General features: G+C 72.2%; 17 protein-coding genes. 4 read left to right on the top strand and 13 right to left on the bottom strand.

What is annotated here, in order from left to right; translation table 11 throughout:
* Positions 1–6: 6 nt before the first annotated feature.
* The 9 genes from AB0G52_RS06495 to iolC all read right to left on the bottom strand — a co-directional run bounded on the left by AB0G52_RS06495 (position 7) and on the right by iolC (position 13,415).
* Positions 7–1,476: a von Willebrand factor type A domain-containing protein gene (locus AB0G52_RS06495; RefSeq protein WP_361334266.1), complete on the bottom strand. Its 1,470-nt coding sequence runs from the start codon at positions 1,474–1,476 to the stop codon at positions 7–9.
* A gap of 127 nt (positions 1,477–1,603) precedes the next feature.
* Positions 1,604–2,467, bottom strand: a complete 864-nt coding sequence (locus AB0G52_RS06490; protein WP_132886913.1) for an ABC transporter permease — start codon at positions 2,465–2,467, stop codon at positions 1,604–1,606.
* On the bottom strand, positions 2,464–5,112 hold the full coding sequence (locus tag AB0G52_RS06485) for a CocE/NonD family hydrolase (protein WP_361334262.1): 2,649 nt from the start codon (positions 5,110–5,112) through the stop codon (positions 2,464–2,466). The genes AB0G52_RS06490 and AB0G52_RS06485 overlap by 4 nt, the downstream gene beginning before the upstream one ends.
* A gap of 478 nt (positions 5,113–5,590) precedes the next feature.
* On the bottom strand, positions 5,591–6,988 hold the full coding sequence (locus AB0G52_RS06480; protein WP_132886915.1) for an APC family permease: 1,398 nt from the start codon (positions 6,986–6,988) through the stop codon (positions 5,591–5,593).
* Between the two features lie 330 nt (positions 6,989–7,318).
* Positions 7,319–8,821 carry a CoA-acylating methylmalonate-semialdehyde dehydrogenase gene (mmsA, locus tag AB0G52_RS06475; protein WP_361334259.1) on the bottom strand — a complete coding sequence of 501 codons (1,503 nt, stop codon included), beginning with the start codon at positions 8,819–8,821 and terminating at the stop codon, positions 7,319–7,321.
* Positions 8,822–8,835: 14 nt separating this feature from the next.
* A complete protein-coding gene (iolD, locus tag AB0G52_RS06470; RefSeq protein ID WP_132886917.1) occupies positions 8,836–10,707 on the bottom strand; it encodes a 3D-(3,5/4)-trihydroxycyclohexane-1,2-dione acylhydrolase (decyclizing) in 1,872 nt (623 codons plus the stop codon).
* The gene (gene iolB, locus AB0G52_RS06465) at positions 10,704–11,519 is read right to left on the bottom strand and encodes a 5-deoxy-glucuronate isomerase (RefSeq protein WP_132886918.1); all 816 of its coding nucleotides are present in this window, start codon (positions 11,517–11,519) and stop codon (positions 10,704–10,706) included. The genes iolD and iolB overlap by 4 nt, the downstream gene beginning before the upstream one ends.
* A gap of 10 nt (positions 11,520–11,529) precedes the next feature.
* The gene (locus AB0G52_RS06460) at positions 11,530–12,468 is read right to left on the bottom strand and encodes a deoxyribose-phosphate aldolase (RefSeq protein WP_361334256.1); all 939 of its coding nucleotides are present in this window, start codon (positions 12,466–12,468) and stop codon (positions 11,530–11,532) included.
* Entirely contained in the window at positions 12,465–13,415 is a 951-nt protein-coding gene (gene iolC / locus AB0G52_RS06455; RefSeq protein WP_132886919.1) for a 5-dehydro-2-deoxygluconokinase, read from the bottom strand. Before iolC ends, AB0G52_RS06460 begins: the two co-directional genes overlap by 4 nt.
* Positions 13,416–13,785: 370 nt before the next feature.
* Here iolC and AB0G52_RS06450 point away from each other — a divergent pair, with 370 nt between their 5' ends.
* Positions 13,786–13,986, top strand: a complete 201-nt coding sequence (locus AB0G52_RS06450) for a MerR family transcriptional regulator (protein WP_037649824.1) — start codon at positions 13,786–13,788, stop codon at positions 13,984–13,986.
* A gap of 52 nt (positions 13,987–14,038) precedes the next feature.
* Here AB0G52_RS06450 and AB0G52_RS06445 read toward each other — a convergent pair whose 3' ends face one another.
* From AB0G52_RS06445 to AB0G52_RS06430, 4 genes are all read right to left on the bottom strand, one after another.
* Positions 14,039–15,082, bottom strand: coding sequence for a zinc-dependent alcohol dehydrogenase family protein (locus tag AB0G52_RS06445; RefSeq protein WP_361334252.1), 1,044 nt, complete (start codon positions 15,080–15,082; stop codon positions 14,039–14,041).
* A gap of 163 nt (positions 15,083–15,245) precedes the next feature.
* The gene (gene uppS, locus AB0G52_RS06440) at positions 15,246–17,060 is read right to left on the bottom strand and encodes a polyprenyl diphosphate synthase (RefSeq protein WP_361334249.1); all 1,815 of its coding nucleotides are present in this window, start codon (positions 17,058–17,060) and stop codon (positions 15,246–15,248) included.
* A gap of 101 nt (positions 17,061–17,161) precedes the next feature.
* On the bottom strand, positions 17,162–18,004 hold the full coding sequence (locus AB0G52_RS06435) for an ABC transporter permease (protein WP_361334246.1): 843 nt from the start codon (positions 18,002–18,004) through the stop codon (positions 17,162–17,164).
* Positions 18,001–18,609, bottom strand: coding sequence for an ABC transporter ATP-binding protein (locus AB0G52_RS06430; protein ID WP_361334475.1), 609 nt, complete (start codon positions 18,607–18,609; stop codon positions 18,001–18,003). Before AB0G52_RS06430 ends, AB0G52_RS06435 begins: the two co-directional genes overlap by 4 nt.
* A 334-nt stretch (positions 18,610–18,943) precedes the next feature.
* Here AB0G52_RS06430 and AB0G52_RS06425 point away from each other — a divergent pair, with 334 nt between their 5' ends.
* From AB0G52_RS06425 to AB0G52_RS06415, 3 genes are all read left to right on the top strand, one after another.
* Positions 18,944–19,894 carry a PrsW family intramembrane metalloprotease gene (locus AB0G52_RS06425; protein WP_361334243.1) on the top strand — a complete coding sequence of 317 codons (951 nt, stop codon included), beginning with the start codon at positions 18,944–18,946 and terminating at the stop codon, positions 19,892–19,894.
* 72 nt (positions 19,895–19,966) lie between these two features.
* Positions 19,967–20,206: a heavy-metal-associated domain-containing protein gene (locus tag AB0G52_RS06420; RefSeq protein ID WP_132887072.1), complete on the top strand. Its 240-nt coding sequence runs from the start codon at positions 19,967–19,969 to the stop codon at positions 20,204–20,206.
* A gap of 107 nt (positions 20,207–20,313) precedes the next feature.
* Positions 20,314–22,641 carry a heavy metal translocating P-type ATPase gene (locus AB0G52_RS06415; protein WP_361334240.1) on the top strand — a complete coding sequence of 776 codons (2,328 nt, stop codon included), beginning with the start codon at positions 20,314–20,316 and terminating at the stop codon, positions 22,639–22,641.
* Positions 22,642–23,145 lie beyond the last annotated feature (504 nt).

Here is a 23,145-nt window from a genome sequence, read left to right as displayed (position 1 = left end):
GGTGCCTCAGCTCGCCTCTTGGATGGCGGTCGCGAGGTCCGTCACGTCCTTGTCCTCCGTCGTCCTCGCCAGGGTCGCGGCGCGGTCCTGGAGCCTGCTCAGACTCATGCTGCCCGGGATGTCGTACTCGCCTCCCGTCAGGGCGTCCGCGAAGTAGGCGGCCACCGCTGTCACCTGGAAGCGGGGGGACGCCGTCCAGACCGAGTCGTGCAGGGCGTCGGTCTCCATCGAGCCCGTGCTCTCGTGCGGGGTGCGGGTGGTGGGGTCCAGCCAGCGGATCGTGGCCGTGGCCAGGTGGCCGTCCGTGCGGGGGTGGGTGCGGACCGCGTAGAGGGCGGTGACCGTGTGGCCCGGGCCGACCTCGCCGCCGTCGACGTGGTCGTCGCGGAAGTCCTCGTCGGCGACCCTGCGGTCCTGGTATCCGATGAGGTGGGACTCGGCGACCGTGTGCGGGTCGAAGGCGACCTGGGCCTTGGCGTCGCGGGCCACCAGGTCGATGTTGCGCGGGAGCTGACGGCAGAAGACGTCGTTCGCGGCGGCGGGGTCGGAGACGTAGACGGTGTGGCCGTCGCCCTTGTCGGCGAGGCGTTCCATGAGCGCGTCGCCGTAGTCGCTGCCGACCCCCACACCGAACAGGGTGATGCCGTACGCGCGGCGGTCGCCGTCGATGCGCCTGAGAATGGCGTTCGGGTCGGTCTCGCCGTCGTTGGCGAGGCCGTCGGAGATCAGTACGACGCGGTTGGTGGCGTCCCCGCGCAGGCCCTCGACGGCGGTGGCGTAGCCGGTCTCGACGCCCGCGCCGAGGTTGGTGGAGGACAGCGCCCGCAGGCGGTCGACGGCGTCGTGGATCTCGGCGCGGTGACCGCCGAGGCGGGTCATCGGCAGGACGGTCCGGGCGTGTTCGCTGAAGGTGACGATCGCCACCGAGTCGTCGTCCCGGAGTCGGTCGGTCATGGTGTCCAGGGACTTTCTGGCGAGGTCGAGACGGCCCGGCTCGTCCATGGAGCCGGAGACGTCGATGACGAACGTGAGGGCGGCCGGGGGGCGTTCACCGGTGTCGTCGGTGGGGCGGGTGGCGAGGCCGACGCGGACCAGGGACCAGTTCGGGCGGTCGGTGCGGGCGCCGTCGACGGTGACCGTGAAACCGTTGCCCTCGGGGGTCCGGTAGTCCTGGCGGAAGCTGTTGACGAACTCCTCCGGACGGATGGTCGAGGGGTCCGGACGGCCGCCGTCGGCGAGGGTGCGGCGGGCGTAGCCGTAGGAGGCGGTGTCCACGTCGAGGGCGAAGGTGGAGAGGCGGCCGGAGTCGTCGTCCCGTGTCCGGGCCGGGGCCGGGGCCGGAAGGCCGATGCTGCGGTTCGGGCCGTCGCTCGTGTGGTTCTCGTCCGCGCCGCAGCCCGTCAGGAGCAGCGTGACCGCGGTGGTGAGGGCGAGCAGTGCCCCGTAAGCCTGTCGTCGGGTCCGGTGTCGTGCCATCGTGCGCCCCCTGTGCCGGTCGGAGTCGACTGCCTGACTTCTCTGCCGACTCCGACGGCGCGGGGGTCCGGAACGTGCGCCCCGGCGGGTTGCGGATGGGTCTCGAAGCGGCCACGGACCATGTGACCTAGGAGACCACGTCCTTGCGGGCGAAGCCCCGGAAGGCCAGTGCGAACAGGACGAGGGCGTACGTCACGGAGACCGCCAGGCCCTGGATCATGCCGGACCACTCGGGGTGCGGCTGCACGGCGTCCGCCCAGGCGAACTGCCAGTGCGCGGGCAGGAAGTCGCGCCAGTGGCCGAGGGCGGTGACCGCGTCCAGGACGTTGCCGACGATGGTCAGGCCGACGGCGCCGCCGACCGCGCCGAGCGGCGCGTCGGTCTTCGTGGACAGCCAGAACGCGAGTCCCGCGGTGACCAGTTGGGACAGGAAGAGGTACCCGACCACGACGGCGAGGCGCTGGGCGGCGGTGCCGGTGTCCAGGGCGCCGCCGGTGGGGATCTGGAGCGGCCCCCAGCCGTAGGCGGCGGTGCCGACGGCCAGGGCGACCAGCGGCAGCAGGATCATCGCGGCGAGGCTGAGGCCGAGCGCGACGACCAGCTTGGACCACAGCAGCCTGGCCCTCGGCACGGGCGCGGCCAGCAGGTAGCGCAGGGAGGACCAGCCGGCCTCGGAGGCGACGGTGTCCCCGCAGAACAGGGCGACCGGGATGACCAGCAGGAAGCCCGCCGACACGAACAGGTTGACCGCGGCGAAGTTGGCGCCCGACGCGGTGGCCGTGTCCAGGAGGGTGACCTGGCCGTTCTCCCGGCCCGGCTGCCCGCCGACCGCGAACGCTATGAGCAGCACGAACGGCAGGACGGCCAGGATGCCGCCCATCACCAGGGTGCGGCGCCGCTTGAACTGGCGGACCAGTTCGACGCGCAGCGGCAGGGTGCGGCCCGCCCGGTAGCCGGAGGCGACCGCCGCCTTCTCGGTGACGGTGCTCATGCGGAACCTCCGATCAGGGTCAGGAAGGCGTCTTCGAGCCGGCGGTGCGGGCCCACCGAGGCCACCGGCACGTCGAGCCGGACGAGTTCGGCGACCAGGCGCGACGCGGTGCCGCCGGGGTCCATGCGGACGAGCAGGCCGTCGTCGGTGCGGGTCACCGAGGCGACGCCGGGCAGTGCGGCGACCTTCTCCACGACCGGTTCCTCGACGGGGGTGCCGGTGCCGACCAGGAGGGTGTCGCCGGAGCCGACGATCTCGGCGACCGGACCGGCCTGGACGAGCCGGCCGCGGTCCATCACCACGAGGTGGGTGCAGGACTGCTCGACCTCGGCGAGGAGATGGCTGGAGACGATCACCGTGCGGCCGGCCGCCGCGTAGCGGATCATCACCTCGCGCATCTCGCGGATCTGCGGCGGGTCGAGGCCGTTGGTCGGTTCGTCGAGGATGAGCAGGTCCGGCAGGCCGAGCATGGCCTGGGCGATGGCGAGGCGCTGGCGCATGCCCTGGGAGTACGTGCGGACCGCGCGCGCGAGGGCGTCGCCGAGACCCGCGATCTCCAGGGCCTCTTCCAGGTGGGCGTCCTCGGCGGGGCGGCCGGTGGCCTGCCAGTACAGCTCCAGGTTCTCCCGGCCGGACAGGTGGGGCAGGAAGCCCGCGCCCTCGACGAACGCGCCGACCCGGGAGAGGACGGGCGCGCCGGGGCGGATGGCGTGCCCGAAGACCCTTATTTCGCCGTCGTCGGGCTTGATCAGGCCCATCAGCATGCGCAGGGTGGTGGTCTTGCCCGCGCCGTTGGGGCCGAGCAGTCCGAGGACCTGGCCCTGTTCGACGCGGAAGGACAGGTCGCGTACCGCGTACCGGTCGGTGGAGCGGGCGTAGCGCTTGCTCAGGTCCGTTATCTGGAGCGGGACCGCGGCGAGTTCCGGGGCGGGGGCCGGGCCCGCGGTGCGGCGGCGGCCGCCGAACAGCAGGGCCAGGGCGGCCAGCGCGCCGGCCAGCGGCAGCCACCACACCCAGGCGGGCAGAGCCGCGGCGGCGGTGTCCACCTGCGGGGCCGTGGGCACGCTCAGGGGGCTTTCCAGGGAGACGGTGTAGGTGGCGGGGGCGGTCGGGGAGGCGTAGCCGAGGTCGGTGGAGGCGAGGACCAGGCGCAGCCGGTGGCCCTTCTGGACCTCGTGGTCGATGGCCGGGAGGGTGAGGGTGACGTCCTTGCCGGCCCTCGCTCCCGTGACGCGGACCGGGGCGACCAGCTGGGAGGGCAGCACCTGCCGGGTGCCGTCCGGGCCGACGTCGTACACCTTGCCGAAGAGCACGGCGTCGTCGCTGGTCGAGGTGAGGTGGACGGTGGCCGTCGGGGTGCCGGTGATCTGCACGTTGTCGGTCATCGGTGCGGAGTCGAAGCGGGCGTACTGGCCCGGGAAGTCCAGGGAGACGCCGACCCCGAGGGAGGAGAGCTGGGCGAGGCCGCCGCCGCCGAGGCCGGGCAGCGCGGAGACGCCGGGCGGGCTGGCGCCGGCCGGGTTCTGGACGCGCTGGGTGCCGCCCTTGAGGGCGATGTCCTTCCGGTCGCTCTCCAGGCCGGGGTAGCTGTCGGCGGTCGCGCCGCGCAGCTGGGCGGTGCCGTTGGTGGAGTCGACGCCTCCGGTGCGGGTGATCCGGAAGGCCGGGCCGGTGTCGGTGGCCTTGTCGCCCTTGAGGTACCGGTCGAACCAGGAGGTCACGCGGGCCTCGACGCGGCTGGTCTCCAGGTCGCCGCCGTCGTGGCCGCCGGCGATCCAGTCGACGTCGACGGGGGCGCCGTTGGCCTTGACGGCCTTCGCCGCCGCGTCCGACTGGGAGAGGGTGAACAGGGAGTCGGTCTGGCCCTGGAAGAGCAGGGTGGGCACCTTGATGCGGCTGCCGACGGCCGAGGGTGAACGCTCTTCGAGGAGCTTGACGGCGGCGGCGTCCGGCGTGCCCGACTCGGCGACCCGGTCGTACATCGCGCACAGCGCGGGCTCGAACTTCGCGCAGCCGCCGCCGGTGTTGAAGAAGATGCCGGCCCACAGCTTCTTGAAGACGCCGTCCGGGAACAGGGCGTCCGCGAGGTTCCAGTAGGTGATCGACGGGGCGATGGCGTCGACGCGGTCGTCGTGGCCGGCGGTGAGCAGGGAGATGGCGCCGCCGTAGGAGCCGCCGGCCATGCCGACGCGCGGGTCGCCGGGCTTGTCGAGCTGTACCTGGGGCTGTTTCGCCAGCCAGTCGATGAGCCGGGAGACGTCGGCGACCTCGGCCTTCGGGTCGTTCAGGCCGATCTGTCCGGTGGACCTGCCGAAGCCGCGGGCGGACCAGGTGAGGACCGCGTAGCCGTCCCGGGCGAGGTCCTCGGCCTCGGCGCGCATGTCGTTCTTGCTGCCGCCGAAGCCGTGGGCGAGGAGGACCGCGGGGCGGCGGGCGGTGCCGGGCGTGGTGAAGAACGAGGTGTCCAGGCGTACGCCGTCCACCGCCATCACCCTGTCGGTACGGCGCACCGCCGGTGTGTCGTCGGAGGCGGCGACGGCCGTCCAGGTGCCGGCGCCGACCAGCACCACGACGGCGGCCGCGGCGGGCAGAAGCCGTCGCGGCCGCCGGAGCAGGGCTCGCCAGGCGGGCAGTCGAAGATCCATGCCTCAACGGTACGGCGCCGGACGGACAACGGATGCCGACGCTGGTCTGAACAGCGGGCCATCCCCGAGGAGTAGGGGCCCCTCGCCGTGTACTTCGGGCGCGGTACACCGGGGGGCGCCGGGGGTGCGTGCACGCGGGGCAGGGGGCGCGTGCCGGGTAGCAGGGGCGTGCAGGGCAGTGGGTGCGTGCAGGACGGTGGGGGTTGCTCGCGCAGTTCCCCGCGCCCCTGGGCCGGCCGCCCTGCCCGGCGCACGTGGACCACTGCCGCTCCACCTCGGCCGCTCTCTCCGGTGCACGTCGAGCCCTGCCGCTCCACCCCCTCCCGCCGCCGCGGCGATCCGCCACCGCGGCGGAGTCCGGCGGTGCCGAGCCGGGCAGTGGGTGGGTGCGGGCCGGTGGGGGCTGCTCGCGCCCGCGCGGCGGAGCCGCAATCGACACAGCCCCGCGCCCCTTGGGGCGCCGGGCGGGTCGGGGGTTTTACGGTTGGGCGTCCTGGGGGATGGAGACGACCCAGTGGGTGTTCTTGCGAGGGCGGAGGTAGAAGGCCCAGTAGAGGGTGGCCGCCGCCGTGATGCCGCCGGTCCACAGGAGGTACGTCGTCTCCTGCTGGGTGAGGATGTACGCCAGCACCACGATGAGGAGCACCGGCATCGCCGGCCAGAGCGGCATCCGCCAGGCGGGGGTGTGCTTGTGGTGGCCCCGGCGGGACAGCAGCGCGGCGACGGCGACCAGGAGGTACATGCCCGTCACCGACACGCCCGTGACGCCGTACAGGGTGTCCAGGTTGACGAAGCAGAGCAGGGCGCCGGGGACGCCGACGGCGAGGGTGGCGACCCAGGGGGAGCCGAAGCGGCCGAGGCGGGAGAGGCCGCGGTTGACCGGGTTCGGCCACGCCTTGTCGCGGGCCGAGGCGAACAGGACGCGGGAGTTCTGGATGACCATGACGATGCCCGCGTTGATGATCGCGAGGGCCACGCAGAGGCTGACGAACGTGCCGACCGCGGAGTTGGACCAGGCGGTGACCATGGAGCTGATGTCGCCGCCGGTGAGGGCCTTGAGGTCGGTCGCGCCCATGGTGATCGCGGCGACCGGGACGAGGATGACCACCGTGGAGATGGCGAGGGTGGCGAGGACCGTACGGGCGACGTTGCGGCGCGGGTCCTCCAGTTCCTCGGAGAGGTAGACCGCGGTGGAGAAGCCCTGGGTGACGAAGAGTGCGATGGCGAGGCCGGAGACGACGAGCATCGCGGTGACCGTCGTGGTGTGGCCGCCGGTGTCCGCCACCTGGAGGGAGGTGAGGCTGCCGACCCCTCGGTGGCTGTGGGAGAAGCCGAGGACGGCGACCACGCCGGCCGCGATGACCTCCAGGACCAGGAAGATGCCGGTGATCCAGGCGTTCGCGCGCAGGTCCAGCAGGCCCGCGAGGGTCGCGAGCAGCATCACGCCCGCGCCGGTCATGGCCGGGTCGAGGTGGACGATCGGCGCCAGGTAGTCGGCCGTGCCCATCGAGATCACCGGGGGCACGATCATCACGACGAGGAGGGAGAGGACGAAGACCAGCCAGCCGGCGAGGCGGCCCGCCATCGTGGAGACCATCGCGTACTCGCCGCCCGCGCTCGGGATGAGCGTGCCGAGCTCGGAGTAGCAGAACGCCACGGCGATACAGAGGAGGGAGCCGATGGCGATGGTGAGGGCGGTGGCGGTGCCGAGGGTGCCGAACAGGTCGGGGACGACCACGAAGAGCGTGGAGGCCGGGGTGACGCAGGAGAGGGTCAGTAGGGTGCCGCCTACCACTCCGATGGAGCGCTTGAGCGTCTGGGGACTGTCGGGCGCCTCGGTGACGGCGTGGTCGACAGGGCGGAGCGTGTCGGTCATGCGGCGGTTCCGATCGACTTGTGCGGATGCCTCCGGCGGTTGGGCTGCGCTGCATGGAACCCCGACGAAAACCATGGCGTCAATGGCTGTTTACCTTCGGATTCCGCAGTCTTAAAGCAAGCCGCGCCACATCACTTTCTTAGGATCGAATCCTCGAACGTCGCAATCATCAAGACTGTTCGCCGCATGACCTTGCTTTCGAAGGCCATGAACGCAAAGAACTTAAGTCACCCGTTTCCTCCCACGGAAACGAGAACCGAAGGTGAGCCGCCAAAAAAAGTCGGGGCCGTCCGGATTCCGGACGGCCCCGACGGGGTCAGGCGCTCATGCTCAGTGGTTGCGCGGGAAGCCCAGGTCGACGCCCGCGGGGGCGTCCGCCGGGTCGGGCCAGCGGGTGGTGACGACCTTGCCGCGGGTGTAGAAGTGCGTGCCGTCGTTGCCGTAGATGTGGTGGTCGCCGAAGAGCGAGTCCTTCCAGCCGCCGAAGGAGTGGTAGCCCACCGGCACCGGGATCGGGACGTTCACGCCGACCATGCCGGCCTCGATCTCCAGCTGGAAGCGGCGGGCCGCGCCGCCGTCCCGGGTGAAGATCGCGGTGCCGTTGCCGAAGGGGGAGGCGTTGATCAGCGCCACGCCCTCCTCGTAGGTGTCCACGCGCAGCACGCACAGGACCGGGCCGAAGATCTCGTCGGTGTACGCCTTGGCGGTCGTCGGCACCTTGTCCAGCAGCGAGATGCCGATCCAGTGACCGTCCTCGAAGCCCTCGACCGTGTGGCCGGTGCCGTCGAGGACGACCTCCGCGCCCTCGGCCGCCGCGCCGGTCACGTAGGAGGCCACCTTGTCCCGGTGCACGGCCGTGATGAGCGGGCCCATCTCCGACGTCGGGTCGTTGCCGGGGCCGATCTTGATCTTCTCGGCGCGCTCGCGGATCTTCGCCACCAGCTCGTCGCCGATCGCCCCGACCGCCACGACCGCCGAGATCGCCATGCAGCGCTCGCCGGCCGAGCCGTAGGCCGCGGAGACGGCCGCGTCGGCCGCCGCGTCCAGGTCGGCGTCCGGGAGCACCAGCATGTGGTTCTTGGCGCCGCCGAGGGCCTGCACGCGCTTGCCGTTGGCGGAGGCCGTGGTGTGGATGTATCGGGCGATCGGGGTGGAGCCGACGAAGGACACCGCCTTGACGTCGGGGTGCTCCAGGAGGCGGTCCACCGCCACCTTGTCGCCGTGCACGACGTTGAAGACGCCGTCGGGCAGTCCGGCCTCGGCCAGCAGCTCGGCGATCTTGATCGACGCGGACGGGTCCTTCTCCGACGGCTTCAGCACGAACGTGTTGCCGCACGCGATGGCGATCGGGAACATCCACATCGGCACCATCGCCGGGAAGTTGAACGGCGTGATGCCCGCGACGACGCCCAGCGGCTGGCGGATCGAGGAGACGTCCACCCGGCTCGCGACCTGCGTCGACAGCTCGCCCTTCAGCTGCACGCTGATGCCGCACGCCAGGTCCACGATCTCCAGGCCGCGCGCGACCTCGCCGAGGGCGTCGGAGTGCACCTTGCCGTGCTCGGCGGTGATCAGTTCCGCGATGGCGTCGCGGTTGGCGTCGAGCAGTGCGCGGAACCTGAAGAGGATCTCCGTGCGCCTGGCCAGCGAGGACTGGCCCCAGCTCAGGTAGGCGTCCTCGGCGGCGGCGACCGCGGCGTCGACCTCGTCGACCGACGCGAACGCGACCTTCGTGGTGACCGCGCCGGTGGCCGGGTCGGTGACCGGACCGTAGGTGCCCGACGTGCCGTCGACGGACTTGCCGCCGATCCAGTGGTTGACGATCTTCGTCATGACCGGTTACTCCTTCACAGATGGCGGCGTCGGGTCGAGACGTGCCGTTCGTAGAGCTCACGTGCCTTGACCGCGGCGGCTCGGGTCGCGGTCGCGGCCACGGGTACATCCCACCAGGCCTGCGCCGGAGGCGGGCCCGACACAGTGTCTGCCGTTTGCGTCTCGACGTAGACACATGTGGGAGCGTCGGCGGCCCGCGCCTCCGCCAGCGCCGCGCGCAGGTCCCGTACGGTCTTCGCGCGCAGCACCCGCATGCCGAGGCTGGCCGCGTTGGCGGCGAGGTCCACGGGCAGCGGGGCGCCGGTGAGCGTCCCGTCGTCCGAGGGGAGGCGGTACGCGGTGCCGAACCGCTCGCCGCCCACCGACTCGGACAGGCCGCCGATGGAGGCGTAGCCGTGGTTCTGCACCAGCAGCACCTTGACGGCTATGCCCTCCTGGACGGCGGTGACGATCTCGGTCGGCATCATCAGATACGTGCCGTCGCCGACCAGCGCCCACACGGTGCGCTCCGGCGCGGCGAGTTTCACCCCGATGGCGGCCGGTATCTCGTAGCCCATGCACGAGTAGCCGTACTCCAGGTGGTACTGGTCGTGCGAGCGGGTCCGCCACATCCGGTGCAGGTCGCCGGGGAGGGAGCCGGCCGCGTTGACGATGACGTCGGTCTCGTCGACGAGGGTGTCGAGGACGCCGAGGATCTGCGGCTGGGTCGGCCGGACGTCGGGCTCGTCGGCCTCGTAGCAGGCGTCGACGCGCTGCTCCCAGCGCTCCTTGTCCTCGGTGTACTCGGTGACGTAGGAGTCGGCGGTCCGGTGGCCGTCCAGGGCGCCGCGCAGCTCCGTGAGAGCGCTGCGGGCGTCGGCGACCAGGGGCAGCCCGGCCAGCTTGTGGCCGTCGTGGGGTGCGATGTTGAGGTTCAGGAAGCGGACGTCCGGGTTCTCGAAGAGGGTGCCGGAGGCTGTGGTGAAGTCGGTGTAGCGGGTGCCGACGCCGATCACCAGGTCGGCGGTGCGGGCGAGTTCGTCGGCGGTGGCGGTGCCGGTGTGGCCGATTCCGCCGACGTCCTGCGGGTGGTCCCAGCGCAGTGAGCCCTTGCCCGCCTGGGTGGACGCGACCGGGATGCGGGTGGCCTCGGCGAAGTCGGCGAGCACCGCTTCGGCCCGGCTGTGGTGGACGCCGCCGCCGGCGATGACCAGGGGACGGCGGGCGTTCCTGATCGCGGTCACCGCCGCGGCGAGTTCGGTCCGGTCGGCAGCGGGCCGTCGTACGGTCCACACCCGTTCGGCGAAGAACTGCTCGGGCCAGTCGTACGCCTCGGCCTGGACGTCCTGCGGGAGGGCGAGGGTCACGGCGCCGGTCTCGACGGGGTCGGTGAGCACCCGCATGGCGGCGAGGGCGGAGGGGATCAGCTGTTCGGGGCGGTTGATCCGGTCGAAGAACTTCGACACCGGGCGCAGGGTGTCGTTCACGGACACGTCGGCCGCGTACGGGACTTCGAGCTGTTGCAGGACCGGGTCGGCGGGGCGGGCGGCGAAGACGTCGCCGGGCAGGAGCAGGACCGGGAGGTGGTTGATGGTGGCGAGGGCGGCGCCGGTGACCAGGTTGGTGGCGCCGGGGCCGATGGAGGTGGTGACGGCGTGCGTGGCGAGACGGTTCGACTGACGCGCGTAGCCGACCGCCGCGTGCACCATGGCCTGTTCGTTGCGGCCCTGGTGGTACGGCATGTCGTCCGCGTACTCCAGGAGCGCCTGGCCGAGGCCGGCCACGTTGCCGTGGCCGAAGATGCCCCAGGTGGCGCCGATCAGGCGGCGGCGCTCGCCGTCCCGTTCGGTGAACTGGACGGCGAGGAAGCGGACAAGCGCTTGCGCGACGGTCAGCCGAATCGTCATCGGTAACCCTCCAGATGGTCCGGGTGGAAGCAGATCCGCCACTCCCGCGTCGCGCCCGGCCCCGCCATGACGTTCAGGTAGTACATGTCGTGCCCGGGCTGCGCGATCGACGGGCCGTGCCATCCGTCGGGAACGAGCACGGCGTCGCCGGAGCGGACCTCGGCGAGGACGTCCGTACCGCCCTCACGGGAGGGGAATACGCGCTGGTACCCGATACCGTTCGGTCCGTCGATCTCGAAGTAGTAGATCTCCTCCAGCTCCGACTCCTCGCCGGGCCGGTGCTCGTCGTGCTTGTGCGGCGGGTACGAGGACCAGTTGCCGCCGGGCGTGACCACCTCGACGGCGATCAGCTTGTCGCAGTCGAAGGCGTCCGCGGAGGCGAAGTTGCGCACCTGCCGGGCGCTGGTGCCGCTGCCGCGGTCTTCGACGGGGACCTCCGGCGCGGGGCCGTAGCGGGCGGGGAGTCGTCGCTCGCACTTCGCTCCTGCCAGGGCGAAGCGGCCTCCCGCGCCGGAGGCGATCTGGACCTGGGCGTCCCGGGGCGCGTACGCGAAGTCCGAGACTCCGCCGAACACGCTCTCCCGGCCCAGGATCTGGAACTCTTGTCCCTCTGTTCGCACCGTACAACCGCCCTGGAGCGGAAGCACGATCCACTCGCTGTCCCCGGTGGTGAACAAATGCGTTCCACCAGGGGCCAGTTCGACGATCCGCAGGCTGCTGTGCGTCCAACCGGCCCGCTTGGGGTCGATGTCGAGCGCGTACTGGGCGTTCGCGGTCGAACCCTTGGTGAGATGCAGCTCGTTGGTCGTCATCTTCTCGCCCTCACAGGAGTCCGACGGCGGTGTCCACGGCGGCGGCCACGTCGCCGTCCGCCGGGTACAGCAGGGAACGGCCGACCACCAGGCCGCGCACGGTGGGCAGTTGCAGGGCGCCGCGCCACTTCTCGTAGGCGCCGTCCTGATCGTCCCCGACCTCGCCGCCCAGCAGCACGGCGGGGAGCGTGGACGTCGCCATGACCTGCGCCATGTCGTCCGGGTCGGCGGTGACCGGCACCTTCAGCCAGGTGTAGGCCGAACTCCCGCCGAGGCCCGAGGCGATGGCGATGGACCTGGTGACCGCCTCCGCGGACAGGTCGTTGCTGACCCTGCCCTCGGGGGTGCGGCGGCTGATGAACGGCTCGACGAAGACGGGGAGCCGGCGCGCGGCCATGTCGTCGATGGCGCGCGCGGTGGACTCCAGCGTGGTGAGCGAGCCGGGGTCGTCGTAGTCGATGCGCAGCAGCAGCTTGCCGGCGTCGAACCCGAGACGCTGTATGTCCTCGGCGCGGTGGCCGGTGAACCGGTCGTCGAGTTCGAAGGAGGCGCCCTGGAGCCCGCCCCGGTTCATCGAGCCCATGACGACCTTGCCGTCCAGGACGCCGAGCAGGAGCAGGTCGTCCAGGATGTCGGCGGTGGCGAGGACGCCGTCGACGCCGGGCCGGGACAGCGCCAGGCACAGCCGCTCCAGCAGGTCGGCGCGGTTGGCCATGGCGAGCCGGTCGCCGCCGACGCCGAGGGCGCCGCGGGCCGGGTGGTCCGCGGCGACGATCATCAGCTTGCCGTCCTCGTTGAGGAGCGGGCGGCGCGCGCGCCGGGCGGCCGCCTCGGCGATCGCCTCGGGGTGGTGGGTACGGGTGTGGACGAGGGCGGCGATGTCCACGGTCGTCTCCTTGGCGGGGGCGCCGCCCTCGCGGTGGGCGCCGGTGACGCGGCCGGCCCTCACCGCACCGCTCCGGCGGCGAGCGCGGCGGCGATCTCCTCGGCGGTCGGCATCGCCGAGGAGCACTCCAGGCGGGAGGCGACGATGGCGCCGGCCGCGTTGGCGTGCCGCATGATCTTCTCCAGGTCCCAGCCGGCGAGGAGGCCGTGGCACAGGGAACCGCCGAAGGCGTCACCGGCGCCGAGTCCGTTGAGGACGTCGACGGGCAGCGGCGGTACCTCGGCGCGGTCGCCGTCGCGGTTCACGGCGAGGACGCCCTTGGGGCCCTGCTTCACGACCGCCACCTCGACGCCCGCGTCCAGCAGGGCCTGGGCGGCGGCCTGCGGTTCGCGGACGCCGGTGGCGACCTCGACCTCGTCGAGGTTGCCGACGGCGACGGTGGTGTGCTTGAGCGCCTCCGTGTAGAAGGGGCGGGCGGCGTCCGGGTCCGTCCAGAACATCGGCCGCCAGTCCAGGTCGAAGACGGTGGTGCCCGACTTGGCACGGTGGGCGAGGGCGGCGAGGGTCGCCGTGCGGCTGGGCTCCTCGCTCAGGCCGGTGCCGGTGACCCAGAAGATCCCGGCGTCCCGGACGGCGTCGAGGTCCAGTTCGTGGGCGTCGATCTCCAGGTCCGGTGCCTTGGGCTGCCGGTAGAAGTACAGCGGGAAGTCGTCCGGCGGGAAGACCTCGCAGAAGGTGACGGGGGTGTTCAGCCCGGGGACCGGGGTGACCCAGCGGTCGTCCACGCCGAAGTCGCGCAGCGCCTGGTGCAGGTAGGCGCCGAAGGCGTCGTCGCCGGTGCGGGTGATGACGGCGGTGCCGCGGCCGAGGCGGGCGGCGGCCACCGCGACGTTCGTCGCCGACCCGCCGAGGAACTTGCCGAAGGACGACACCTGGGCGAGCGGGACACCGGTCTGGAGCGGATAGAGGTCCACCCCGATCCGCCCCATGGTGATCAGGTCGTACGCCATCGGCATCCCTTCGTCATGGCTCTCCCGTGGTTTGTAGCCCTGCGCGGGACGTCGTGTCAATGCTTTGTCCGGACATTCGGACGACAGGATGCGAGACGCCCGGGAGGGAGGGGGCCGGGCAACCCCTGTCAACCCGACCCGCCGGGGAGTCGACGGGTGCTTGTGCTCCGGCTCTGTCACAACCGCCCCCGTTGTGTCACACATGTCACGCATACGCGGGTTGTCGGTCACACCAGGACGACAGCCGCTTGCGGACGGTCACTCTGCGTCGTTCACCGGGCACAGGCTTTGTGATCGCCAGCGCCGCGCCCGGTTCCCCCCGGTGACCGCCTCCGGTCGCCCCCGCGGTGCGCGCAGGGAGGTGCGTCCCATGACCGACCGAAGGCTCTGGTCGTACAAGGAGATCGCTGCGCACATCCGCGTGCAGCCCGACACCGTCCGCTCCTACCGAAAACACGGGCTGCTCCCGCCGCCCGACCACGTCGAGGGCGGCAAGCCCTACTGGTACGCGGACACGGTCCGCGCCTGGGTCGCCTCCCGCCCGGGCAACCGGGGCCGCAGAGACCTCTGAACCACTCCCCCGCGCCGGAGCCCCGCCCGCCGAGCGGCGGGGCGCGTGTGCGTCAGGACCAGGGCTCGACGACCGTCACCCCCGCGGCCGGAGCCGTGCCCATCGCCGCCAGGGCCCGCGGGGCCTGGTCCAGGGTGATCGTCCTGGCGATCAGGAGGTCGGGACGCAGGGTGCCGGCGCCGACCAGGTCGAGGAGGGCGGGGTAGGCGTGGGCGGCCATGCCGTGACTGCCCAGGAGCTCCAGTTCCAGGGCGATCGCCCGGGCCAGCGGTACCGGGGTGGTGCCCTCCGGGGACGGCAGCAGGCCCACCTGGACGTGTCGGCCGCGGCGGCGCAGGGAGTTGACCGAGGCGGCCGCGGTGGCCGGGGAGCCGAGGGCGTCCAGGGAGAGGTGGGCGCCGCCGGAGGTGAGGTCGCGGACGGCCGCCGCCGGGTCCCCGGTGTCCGCCGCGTTCACGCAGTGGGCCGCGCCGAACTCCCTCGCCAGGTCCAGCGCCCCGGCCGAGACGTCGACCGCCACCACGCGCGCCCCGCAGGCCGCCGCGATCATCACCGCCGACAGGCCGACGCCTCCGCAGCCGTACACCGACACCCACTCCCCGGCCGCGGCCCTGCCCTGCTGCACCACCGCGCGGAAGGCGGTGGCGAAGCGGCAGCCGAGGGAGGCGGCCGTCGCGTACGACATGTCCTGCGGGATCGCCACCAGGTTCACGTCCGCGTGGTCCAGCGCCACGTACTGGGCGAAGGAACCCCAGTGGGTGAAGCCGGGCTGGGTCTGGCGTTCGCAGACCTGCTGGTCGCCGGCCGCACAGGACGGGCAGGTGCCGCAGGCGCAGACGAAGGGGACGGTGACCCGGTCGCCGGGGCGCGCGCCGGTCACCCCGGCGCCGACCGCCTCGACGACGCCGGCGAGTTCGTGACCGGGGACGTGCGGGAGCGTGATGTCGGGGTCGTGGCCCATCCAGCCGTGCCAGTCGGACCGGCACAGGCCGGTGGCCTCCACCCGGACGACCACACCGTGGGGCGCGGGGCACGGATCGGGGACCTCCCTCACCTCGGCGGGGCCGCGGAAGTTCTCGAAGACGACGGCTCGCATACGCGCGTGCTCCTTTCGGGGACTGCGCGAAGGGTAGGCGCTCCGGCCTGGCAGTTGGCGAGGCTGCGGGGTGCCGTATGGCGGTGATCGGGGCGGCGCCTGCTCTGGTCTGCTTCGACGCGGTCTGTCGCAAGCCACGGTGGTCGTTCGGCCTGCTGGAGCCTCAGTCGGTGGCATCAATGCAGCGACCTGGGGCGTCCTTCTGTCCGGCTGCCGGAGTGGTTCCTGCGGGAGGGCTGTCAGCTGGTGGGGTGGCACCGTGTCGGCGTTGGCGCCGGCTGTAGGCGATGACGGCCTGCCACAGGTGGCGTCGGTCGGCGTCGGGCCAGTGCAGGTCGGTGAAGTGCAGTTCGGCGTAGGTGGCTTGCCAGGGCAGGAAGTTGGAGGTGCGTCGTTCACCTCCGGTACGCCACAGCAGGTCGACGTCGGGCAGGTCGGGGTGGGGCAGGTGTGCGGCGACGTCGCGTTCGCTGAGCAGGTCCGGGGTGATGTGGCCTGCCTGGGCGGCGCGGATGAGGGAGGCGGCGGCGCGGGTGATCTCGTCGCGGCCTCCGTAGTTGATGCAGAAGGTCAGGGTCAGGGCGCTGCGGGTGCGGGTGGCGTGTTCTTGCCGGCGCAGGGCTTCGACGAGGTCGCCGGGCAGCCTTTCGGGCCGGCCGGACCAGCGCAGGCGGACGTCCAGGTCGCGGTAGGGGTCTGCGTCGAGTTCGTCGCGCATCGCTGACAGGATGCGGCCGACTTCTTCGGTGTCGCGCCGCCAGTTCTCGGTGGAGAACGCGTAGAGGGTCAGGTGGGGCAGCCCGATTTCCAGGGCACCGTGGACGGTGTCGCGCAAGGTTCGGATGCCGGCGAGGTGGCCTTCGTGGCGGGGTAGTCCGCGTTCCTGGGCCCAGCGTCCGTTGCCGTCCATGATGACCGCGACATGGCCGGGCATCCGGTCGGCGGGGATGCGCGGCGGTGTGAGGCCTTCGGGGTGGGGCGGCGGCTTGCGGTAGCGGGTACGGGCGGCCGGGATGGGGCGTGGCGTGATGTCGCTGTGGGGGAGGACGGCCCGGCGCGGGCCAGGAGTGATCAGAGGGGTGAGCTTCCAGGCCAGCGCGGCACGCAGCCGGGCAGGGGCGAGGATGCGGACGCCGGTGAGGAGGTGTGGGCGCGGTGCTGTGCGCAGGAGCTTGGGACCGGCCCGGTCGATGGCATCGAGCTGGGCGCGCAGGAGGGCGGCCATGGTGTCGATGACGGTGGCCGGTCCGGGGTGCATGCCGCGCGTCAGCTGGGGCTGGGTCGTCCAACGGCGCGCTGTTGCCGTCAGGTGGGGGATCAGCGCTGCGACCTGCTCGCTCCAGCGGCGGTCCAGCAGGTCCTGTTCGGCGCCGGGATGATGTGCCAAAGCCTCCAGAGGCAGGAGGAGGTCTCCTTGGGCGAGGTCGGCGGCGAGGTCGGTGAGGATGTCGGTGAGCCGGACACCGTCGAGGAACTGCTCGTAAGCGTCCTGACTGTCCAGGCGCAGGGCCACAGGGATGCCCGCCCGGCCGAAAAGGTCCCGCATCTGCTCGAACCACGGCAGCAGCGTCCCGCGCCCCCAGGCCCGCCAGCCGGCCCAGTCCGTGAAGCGGCGTCCGGCCGTGTCGTCACGCACCAGTTCCAGTGCACCGCGCAGTCCGGTCAGGTCCAGGCGCCAGCGCACCGCGGTGTCGACCAGGGCGTACCGGACCGGGTCCGTGCTCTTCCCCGTGGCCAGGTCGCGTGTGAGGGCGACGGTCCATGCCTCGACCCGGGCGGCCCGCTCTCGGGCCGTGGCGTCAGGGTCGTCGGCCAGGTCGTCGACGGCGTTCGCGGCTGCCCACAGTGCACAGCAGGCCGGGCGCAGCACGGCCGGAACCAGCTGGATCAGCGCGTACTCGACCGGGTCGCGTCGGGTCTGCCGCCGGCAGGCCTGGTACGCGGCTCGTAGCACGGGGTCGCCCGTGCTGCCGCGCATGAGGGATCGGCGGTGATCGGAAGAGATGTTCGGTGCCGGCACGTTGGGGTCAACGACGCGGCAGGGGCGGAGGTTGCGAGTTCGATCTCTCTCGGGGCCGCTCAGCGTGGGGTGCCGCGGGACTGTGCGGGGTGCCTCTCCCCGTCGGTGTCCTGGCGTGGTGCCGGCAGGGAGCGGGCGTGCGCCGGCAGCGCGGTGCGGGTGCGGTACCGGAAGGCGAGCAGGCCGGCTGCGGCGGCTGCGGTGAACCAGGCCAGCTGGATGACCAGGCAGCCGGGGACGGCCTCGGTGGAGAATCCGGCGGCGGTGGCGGCCTGCATCGCTCCGTAGGAGGGCAGCAGGCGCAGTCCGGGGCTGTCGGCGCCGGAGCTCGTCACCGGGTTCTGCAGGGCCAGGTCGATGATGCTGGTCATGACGATGGCGAACATGCCCTCGACCTCGCGGCGCAGCAGGGAGCCGAAGCCGATGCCGAGGATGCCGTAGGTCAGAGCGGCGCAGAACAGGGCTGCCATGAGCAGGACGGGCCGGCGCGGTGACCAGGTCAGGCAGGTGACGGCGGTGGCGTAGGCGGCGACCAGCGCGGAGGCCACGGCGAGCCCGGTGGTCTTCGCGGCGACGAGGTGCGGTCGGGGGAAGCCGGCCAGGGCCAGGCGCTTGTCGAAGCTGCCGGAATTGAAGGTGGCGGCGAACATCAGGAATCCGGTGATCAGTGTGACCGCGTTCAGCGCACCGCTGACCGCGGTCAGTTCGTTGCCGTGTGGGGTGAGCCACTGCCCGGTGGCCTGCAGCTGCATCCTGGCCCGGCCGGCCGGCATGGCCAGGTAGGCCAGGGTCGTCCACGCGGGAAGAAACAGGACGACCAGCACGATGGCGAACCGGTTACGGCCGTGTTCGATCAACACGAAGCGGGTGGCCGTGGCGAACAGCCTCGCATGCCTTCTCACGCCGCGCTCGCCTCCTCTCGAAGGTGCAGCGTGCCGGCGTCCAGCTGCCAGAGCTCGTCCAGACGCTCGGTGTCCCACGCCAGATGGGAGACCACCAGCACCGACCGGCCCGCGGTCCGCAACCGGGCAGCGAGATCCCAAAAGCGCAGATACGTCTCCCAGTCGAAGCCCTGGTACGGCTCGTCCAGCAGGACCACCTGCGGATCGTGCATCAGCGCCAGCGCCAGGTTCAGCTTCTGCCGCGTCCCGCCGCTGAGCACGCCCGCGCGCTCGCCGGCGTGGTCGGCGAAGCCCAGGAGGTCCACGAGCTCCTCGGCGTACTTCAGATCAGCGAGCCGGAACGCGGCCCGGAAGAACTCCAGGTGCTGGGCGACTGTCAACGCGTCGTTGAGCACCACCTGCTGCGGGCAGTAGCCGAAGCTGCCCCTGTGACGCACCGTTCCGCGGCTCGGCCGCAGCTCACCGGCCAAGATCTTCAACAGCGTCGACTTGCCCGCACCGTTCTCCCCGACGACCCCGGCGATGATCCCCGGACGCAACCGCAGATCCACCCCGCGCAACACCGCCCGTCGGCGGTACGCATGGTGCACGCCCACCACTTCCACGCCGTCCCCCACTATCCGATTCCGTCATCTGCGACTCGACACACTCAACGAGCACCTCACCTTCAAGGCACGAGCACGCGAGAGGGCCGGACGTCCCGACACGCCCGGCGGCGTCGTCGAGGGCACGCGCGCGGCCCGGTGGGCGCGGGTGTGTGCCGGGTTCTGCGTCCGGGCGGGCCGGCCCCTGAGCGGCGCCCCGCGCGTCGGCCCGGGCGGTGGCCACTCCCCCGCGGCTCTCGGACTGCGACATGCCGGACTTCTGCCTAAAGTTCGGGTAAATCGACCGGTTCCGGCGGGCGCCATCCGCGCCTGCCGGAGCACGAGGGGACCCGCCGTGACCCACTCTCCGTTCCCCGGCCGGCCGCAGGCCCGTATCCCGGGTCCGCAGCAGCCGCCCCCGCCGTACCCCCGGATCCGCGCGGGCCTGTGGAAGCGCTGCCTCGGCGGTGGGCTCGCCCTGTGGGCGCTCACCGCGATGGTCACGTACACGACGGGGAACACCACGCTGCTGCCGACGCTGATCCTGCTCGGCAGCTTCCTCGTCCCGGTCGTCTTCGTCCTGTGGGCCTACGAGCGGCACGGCCGCGACCTCGGCGTCAGCGCGATCCTCGGCTGCTTCCTGACGGGCGGCACGCTCGGGGTGCTGGGCGCCTCGGTGATGGAGTCCTACCTCGTCCGCCCGTCCTGGGGGATGTTCGTCTGCGTCGGCCTGATCGAGGAGGCGGTGAAGCTCGGCGCACTGGTGTTCGTCCTGCGCCGGCTGCCCGGGATCCGCGGCATACGGGCCGGACTGGTGCTCGGCGGGGCCGTCGGCTTCGGCTTCGCGGCCCTGGAGAGCTCCGGGTACGCGTTCAACGCCGCCGTCTCCACCGAGGGCGTCGACCTGCGGGCGCTGATCGAGACGGAGATCCTGCGCGGCGTCCTGGCCCCGTTCGGGCACGGCCTGTGGACCGCGATCGCGGGCGCCGTCCTGCTCGCCTCCCGTCGCCCGAACGGCCGCTTCCGGCTCACCGCGCAGGTGGCCGGCAGCTGCCTCGGCGTCGCCCTGCTGCACGCCCTGTGGGACTCCACGCACGGCGTGGCGATCTGGCTGGTGGCCCGCCTGGTGGGTACCGGAGTGCACAGGGAGCTGTTCGCCGACGGGTACATCCCGCACCCGACCGCGGCACAGGAGCACCTCTTCACGCTGTTCTCGGTGGGCCTGCTGATACTCGTCTCCCTGGCGGGGGTGGCCTGGGTGGGCTCGCTGGCGCGCCGGGACCCCTCTTGGAGAAATACCCCCTAGGGGTATAGTGTGACCAGAGTGGGCCCCCTCCTGGGCCCCATCGGCCCCACCCGCCTCGACGAGGAGAACGACATGACCGCCCAGACCGACACTTCGGGCTCCGTGACCGCCGTCTACAAGGTGACCGGCATGAGCTGCGGACACTGCGAGGGTTCCGTCTCCGCAGAGATCTCCGAGCTCCCCGGCGTCAGCTCGGTGACGGCCGTCGCGGCCAGCGGCGAGGTCACGGTCGTGTCCGCCGCCCCGCTCGACGAGGAGGCGGTCCGCGCCGCCGTCGACGAGGCGGGCTTCGAGCTCGTCGGCCGCGTCTGAGAGCCCCGCGCAGCAGTACGCACGTCTGACACACACCTCTCCGCCGGGCCGTGCCGACCAGCTCATACTGGCTCCGTACGGTCCGGTCCGTTGTCTGGAGTCCGGACATGACCACCAGCACCACCGGCACCGCATCCACCGCGAGGACATCGATAGCCCCGCCGCCTCCGACCACCGGCACGGCCGAGGTCGAGCTGCTCATCGGCGGCATGACGTGCGCCTCGTGCGCCGCCCGCGTCGAGAAGAAGCTCAACCGCATGGACGGCGTCACGGCCACCGTGAACTACGCGACCGAGAAGGCGAAGGTCACATACCCCCGGGGGGTCCAGGTCGCCGATCTGGTCGCCACGGTCGTGAAGACCGGGTACACGGCCGAGGAACCGGCACCCCCGGAGCCGGCCCGGCCGGAGCCGGACGCCGCGTCCGACACCGCCTCCGGCCCTGTGTCCCGCACCGCCTCCGGCCCGGATCCCGAACTCGCCGGGCTGCGCCGGCGCCTCCTGGTCTCCGCGCTGCTCGCCGCCCCGGTGGTGCTGCTGGCGATGGTCCCGGCGCTGCAGTTCGCCAACTGGCAGTGGCTGTCGCTGACCCTGGCGTCACCGGTGGTCGTCTGGGGCGGCCTGCAGTTCCACCGGGCCGCCTGGACCAACGCCCGGCACGGCGCGGCCACCATGGACACGCTGGTCTCGGTCGGCACGCTCGCCGCGTTCGGCTGGTCGCTGTGGGCGCTGTTCTTCGGCGACGCGGGCATGGCCGGCATGCACGACGAGTTCCGGTTCACGGTCTCGCGCACGGACAGCGCGTCCACGATCTACCTGGAGGTCGCCGCCGGGGTCGTCGCGCTGATCCTGCTCGGCCGCTACCTGGAGGCGCGCTCCAAGCGGAGGGCGGGGGCGGCCCTGAAGGCCCTGCTGGAGCTGGGCGCCAAGGACGTGGCGGTCCTGCGCGACGGCCGCGAGGTGCGGGTTCCGGTGGGGTCCCTGGCGGTCGGCGACCGGTTCGTCGTACGGCCCGGCGAGAAGATCGCCACCGACGGGACCGTGGTCGAGGGCGTCTCGGCGGTCGACGCGTCGATGCTGACCGGTGAGTCGGTACCGCTGGACGTGGGCGCCGGCGACGCCGTCACGGGGGCGACCGTCAACGTGGGCGGGCGGCTGGTCGTCGAGGCCACCCGCGTCGGCGCGGACACCCAACTGGCCCGGATGGCACGGCTGGTGGAGGACGCGCAGAACGGCAAGGCCGAGGTGCAGCGGCTCGCCGACCGGATCTCCGCCGTCTTCGTGCCCGTCGTCATGCTGATCGCGCTGGGCACCTTCGGGGTCTGGCTGGGCGTCACCGGGGACCCGGCCGCCGCGTTCACGGCAGCCGTCGCCGTGCTCATCATCGCCTGCCCCTGCGCGCTGGGCCTGGCCACGCCGACCGCGCTGATGGTCGGCACCGGGCGGGGCGCGCAGCTCGGCATCCTGATCAAGGGCCCGGAGGTGCTGGAGTCCACGCGCCGGGTCGACACCGTCGTGCTCGACAAGACCGGGACGGTGACCTCCGGGCGGATGAGCCTTCAGGAGGTGTACGTCGCCGAGGGCACCGACGAGGACGAGGTGCTGCGGCTCGCGGGCGCCGTCGAACACGCCTCCGAGCACCCGGTGGCGCGGGCGATCGCCGCGGGGGCCGGGGAGCGGGTCGGGGAACTGCCCGGCGTCGAGGACTTCCAGAACGTCCCCGGCCGGGGCGTCCGCGGGCGGGTGGAAGGCCGCGAGGTGGCCGTGGGGCGGCTCGCCGAGATCACCGGCCCCGTTCCCGAGGAGCTGGCCGCGGCGCGCTCCAGGGCCGAGCGGGAGGGCCGTACGGCGGTCCTGGTCGGCTGGGACGGGGCGGCCCGCGGGGTCCTCGCGGTCGCCGACGCGGTCAAGGAGTCCAGCGCCGAGGCGGTGCGCGAGCTGCGCGCGCTCGGGCTGACGCCGGTCCTGCTGACCGGGGACAACCGGCCGGTGGCCGAGACGGTCGCGCGGGCCGTCGGGATCGACCAGGACCGCGTGTTCGCGGAGGTGCTGCCCGAGGACAAGGTGGCGGTCGTACGGCGGCTGCAGGCCGAGGGGCGGACGGTCGCCATGGTCGGCGACGGCGTCAACGACGCGGCGGCGCTGGCCACGGCCGACCTGGGGCTCGCGATGGGCACGGGGACGGACGCGGCGATCGAGGCCGCCGACCTGACCCTGGTGCGCGGGGACCTGCGGGTGGCGGCGGACGCGATCCGGCTGTCCCGGCGGACCCTCGCCACCATCAAGGGCAACCTCGGGTGGGCCTTCGGCTACAACGTGGCCGCGCTCCCGCTGGCGGCCGCCGGACTCCTCAACCCGATGATCGCGGGGGCGGCGATGGCCTTCTCCTCGGTGTTCGTGGTGACCAACAGCCTGCGGCTGCGCGCCTTCCGGTGAGAGTCGCCAACTCTTCACCGCGCCGGATGTAGAAGTCCCCCTGGAGTCCGGCGCGCACCTCACATAAGCTCTTCACAAGGCTCGCGCATCATCCTTACGCTTGAGCTCCGATCGCTGTATCGGGGCTCTTGCGCATCTATCGGACATATGCAAGAGACGCAGATCACAGTGATGTGAACGTAACCATCGAAGGGGTTCGAAGGTCTAAGTTGGCGATGTCAGAGAAGCGTCTTGGGGGGCGCTGACCTGGCATCTGGGGATGTCTTGGGGGACTTCCTCAGAGATGCGTTGCCGGGGCACGTACGTCGGGAAGCTTTGAGCGGCCCTCCCGTGCCGTACGGGTCCCGGCAGATCGCACCGCATCACTGTTGGCACGACACGTAGTACGGCGGGCGGTGCCCGTTGTGCTCAACGCAGCGATTCAGGCGCTGCCGCACCGAGCGCCCGGCCGGATCCCGTGGGGGGAATCCGCACCGGGACACGGGAAGGCGCCCTGGTCGCCGG

The sequence above is a fragment of the Streptomyces sp. NPDC021562 genome (genome assembly GCF_040640875.1).
Taxonomy (GTDB): Bacteria; Actinomycetota; Actinomycetes; order Streptomycetales; family Streptomycetaceae; genus Streptomyces.
This window is presented reverse-complemented; position numbering and strand designations above follow the sequence as displayed.

Excerpts from the sequence above, each read along its gene's own strand:
- AB0G52_RS06495 (WP_361334266.1), bottom strand. The coding sequence starts at position 1,476 with ATGGCACGACACCGGACCCGACGACAGGCTTACGGGGCACTGCTCGCC.
- AB0G52_RS06490 (WP_132886913.1), bottom strand. The coding sequence starts at position 2,467 with ATGAGCACCGTCACCGAGAAGGCGGCGGTCGCCTCCGGCTACCGGGCG.
- AB0G52_RS06485 (WP_361334262.1), bottom strand. The coding sequence starts at position 5,112 with ATGGATCTTCGACTGCCCGCCTGGCGAGCCCTGCTCCGGCGGCCGCGA.
- AB0G52_RS06480 (WP_132886915.1), bottom strand. The coding sequence starts at position 6,988 with ATGACCGACACGCTCCGCCCTGTCGACCACGCCGTCACCGAGGCGCCC.
- mmsA (WP_361334259.1), bottom strand. The coding sequence starts at position 8,821 with ATGACGAAGATCGTCAACCACTGGATCGGCGGCAAGTCCGTCGACGGC.
- iolD (WP_132886917.1), bottom strand. The coding sequence starts at position 10,707 with ATGACGATTCGGCTGACCGTCGCGCAAGCGCTTGTCCGCTTCCTCGCC.
- iolB (WP_132886918.1), bottom strand. The coding sequence starts at position 11,519 with ATGACGACCAACGAGCTGCATCTCACCAAGGGTTCGACCGCGAACGCC.
- iolC (WP_132886919.1), bottom strand. The coding sequence starts at position 13,415 with ATGGCGTACGACCTGATCACCATGGGGCGGATCGGGGTGGACCTCTAT.
- AB0G52_RS06450 (WP_037649824.1), top strand. The coding sequence starts at position 13,786 with ATGACCGACCGAAGGCTCTGGTCGTACAAGGAGATCGCTGCGCACATC.
- AB0G52_RS06445 (WP_361334252.1), bottom strand. The coding sequence starts at position 15,082 with ATGCGAGCCGTCGTCTTCGAGAACTTCCGCGGCCCCGCCGAGGTGAGG.
- uppS (WP_361334249.1), bottom strand. The coding sequence starts at position 17,060 with ATGCGCGGCAGCACGGGCGACCCCGTGCTACGAGCCGCGTACCAGGCC.
- AB0G52_RS06420 (WP_132887072.1), top strand. The coding sequence starts at position 19,967 with ATGACCGCCCAGACCGACACTTCGGGCTCCGTGACCGCCGTCTACAAG.
- AB0G52_RS06415 (WP_361334240.1), top strand. The coding sequence starts at position 20,314 with ATGACCACCAGCACCACCGGCACCGCATCCACCGCGAGGACATCGATA.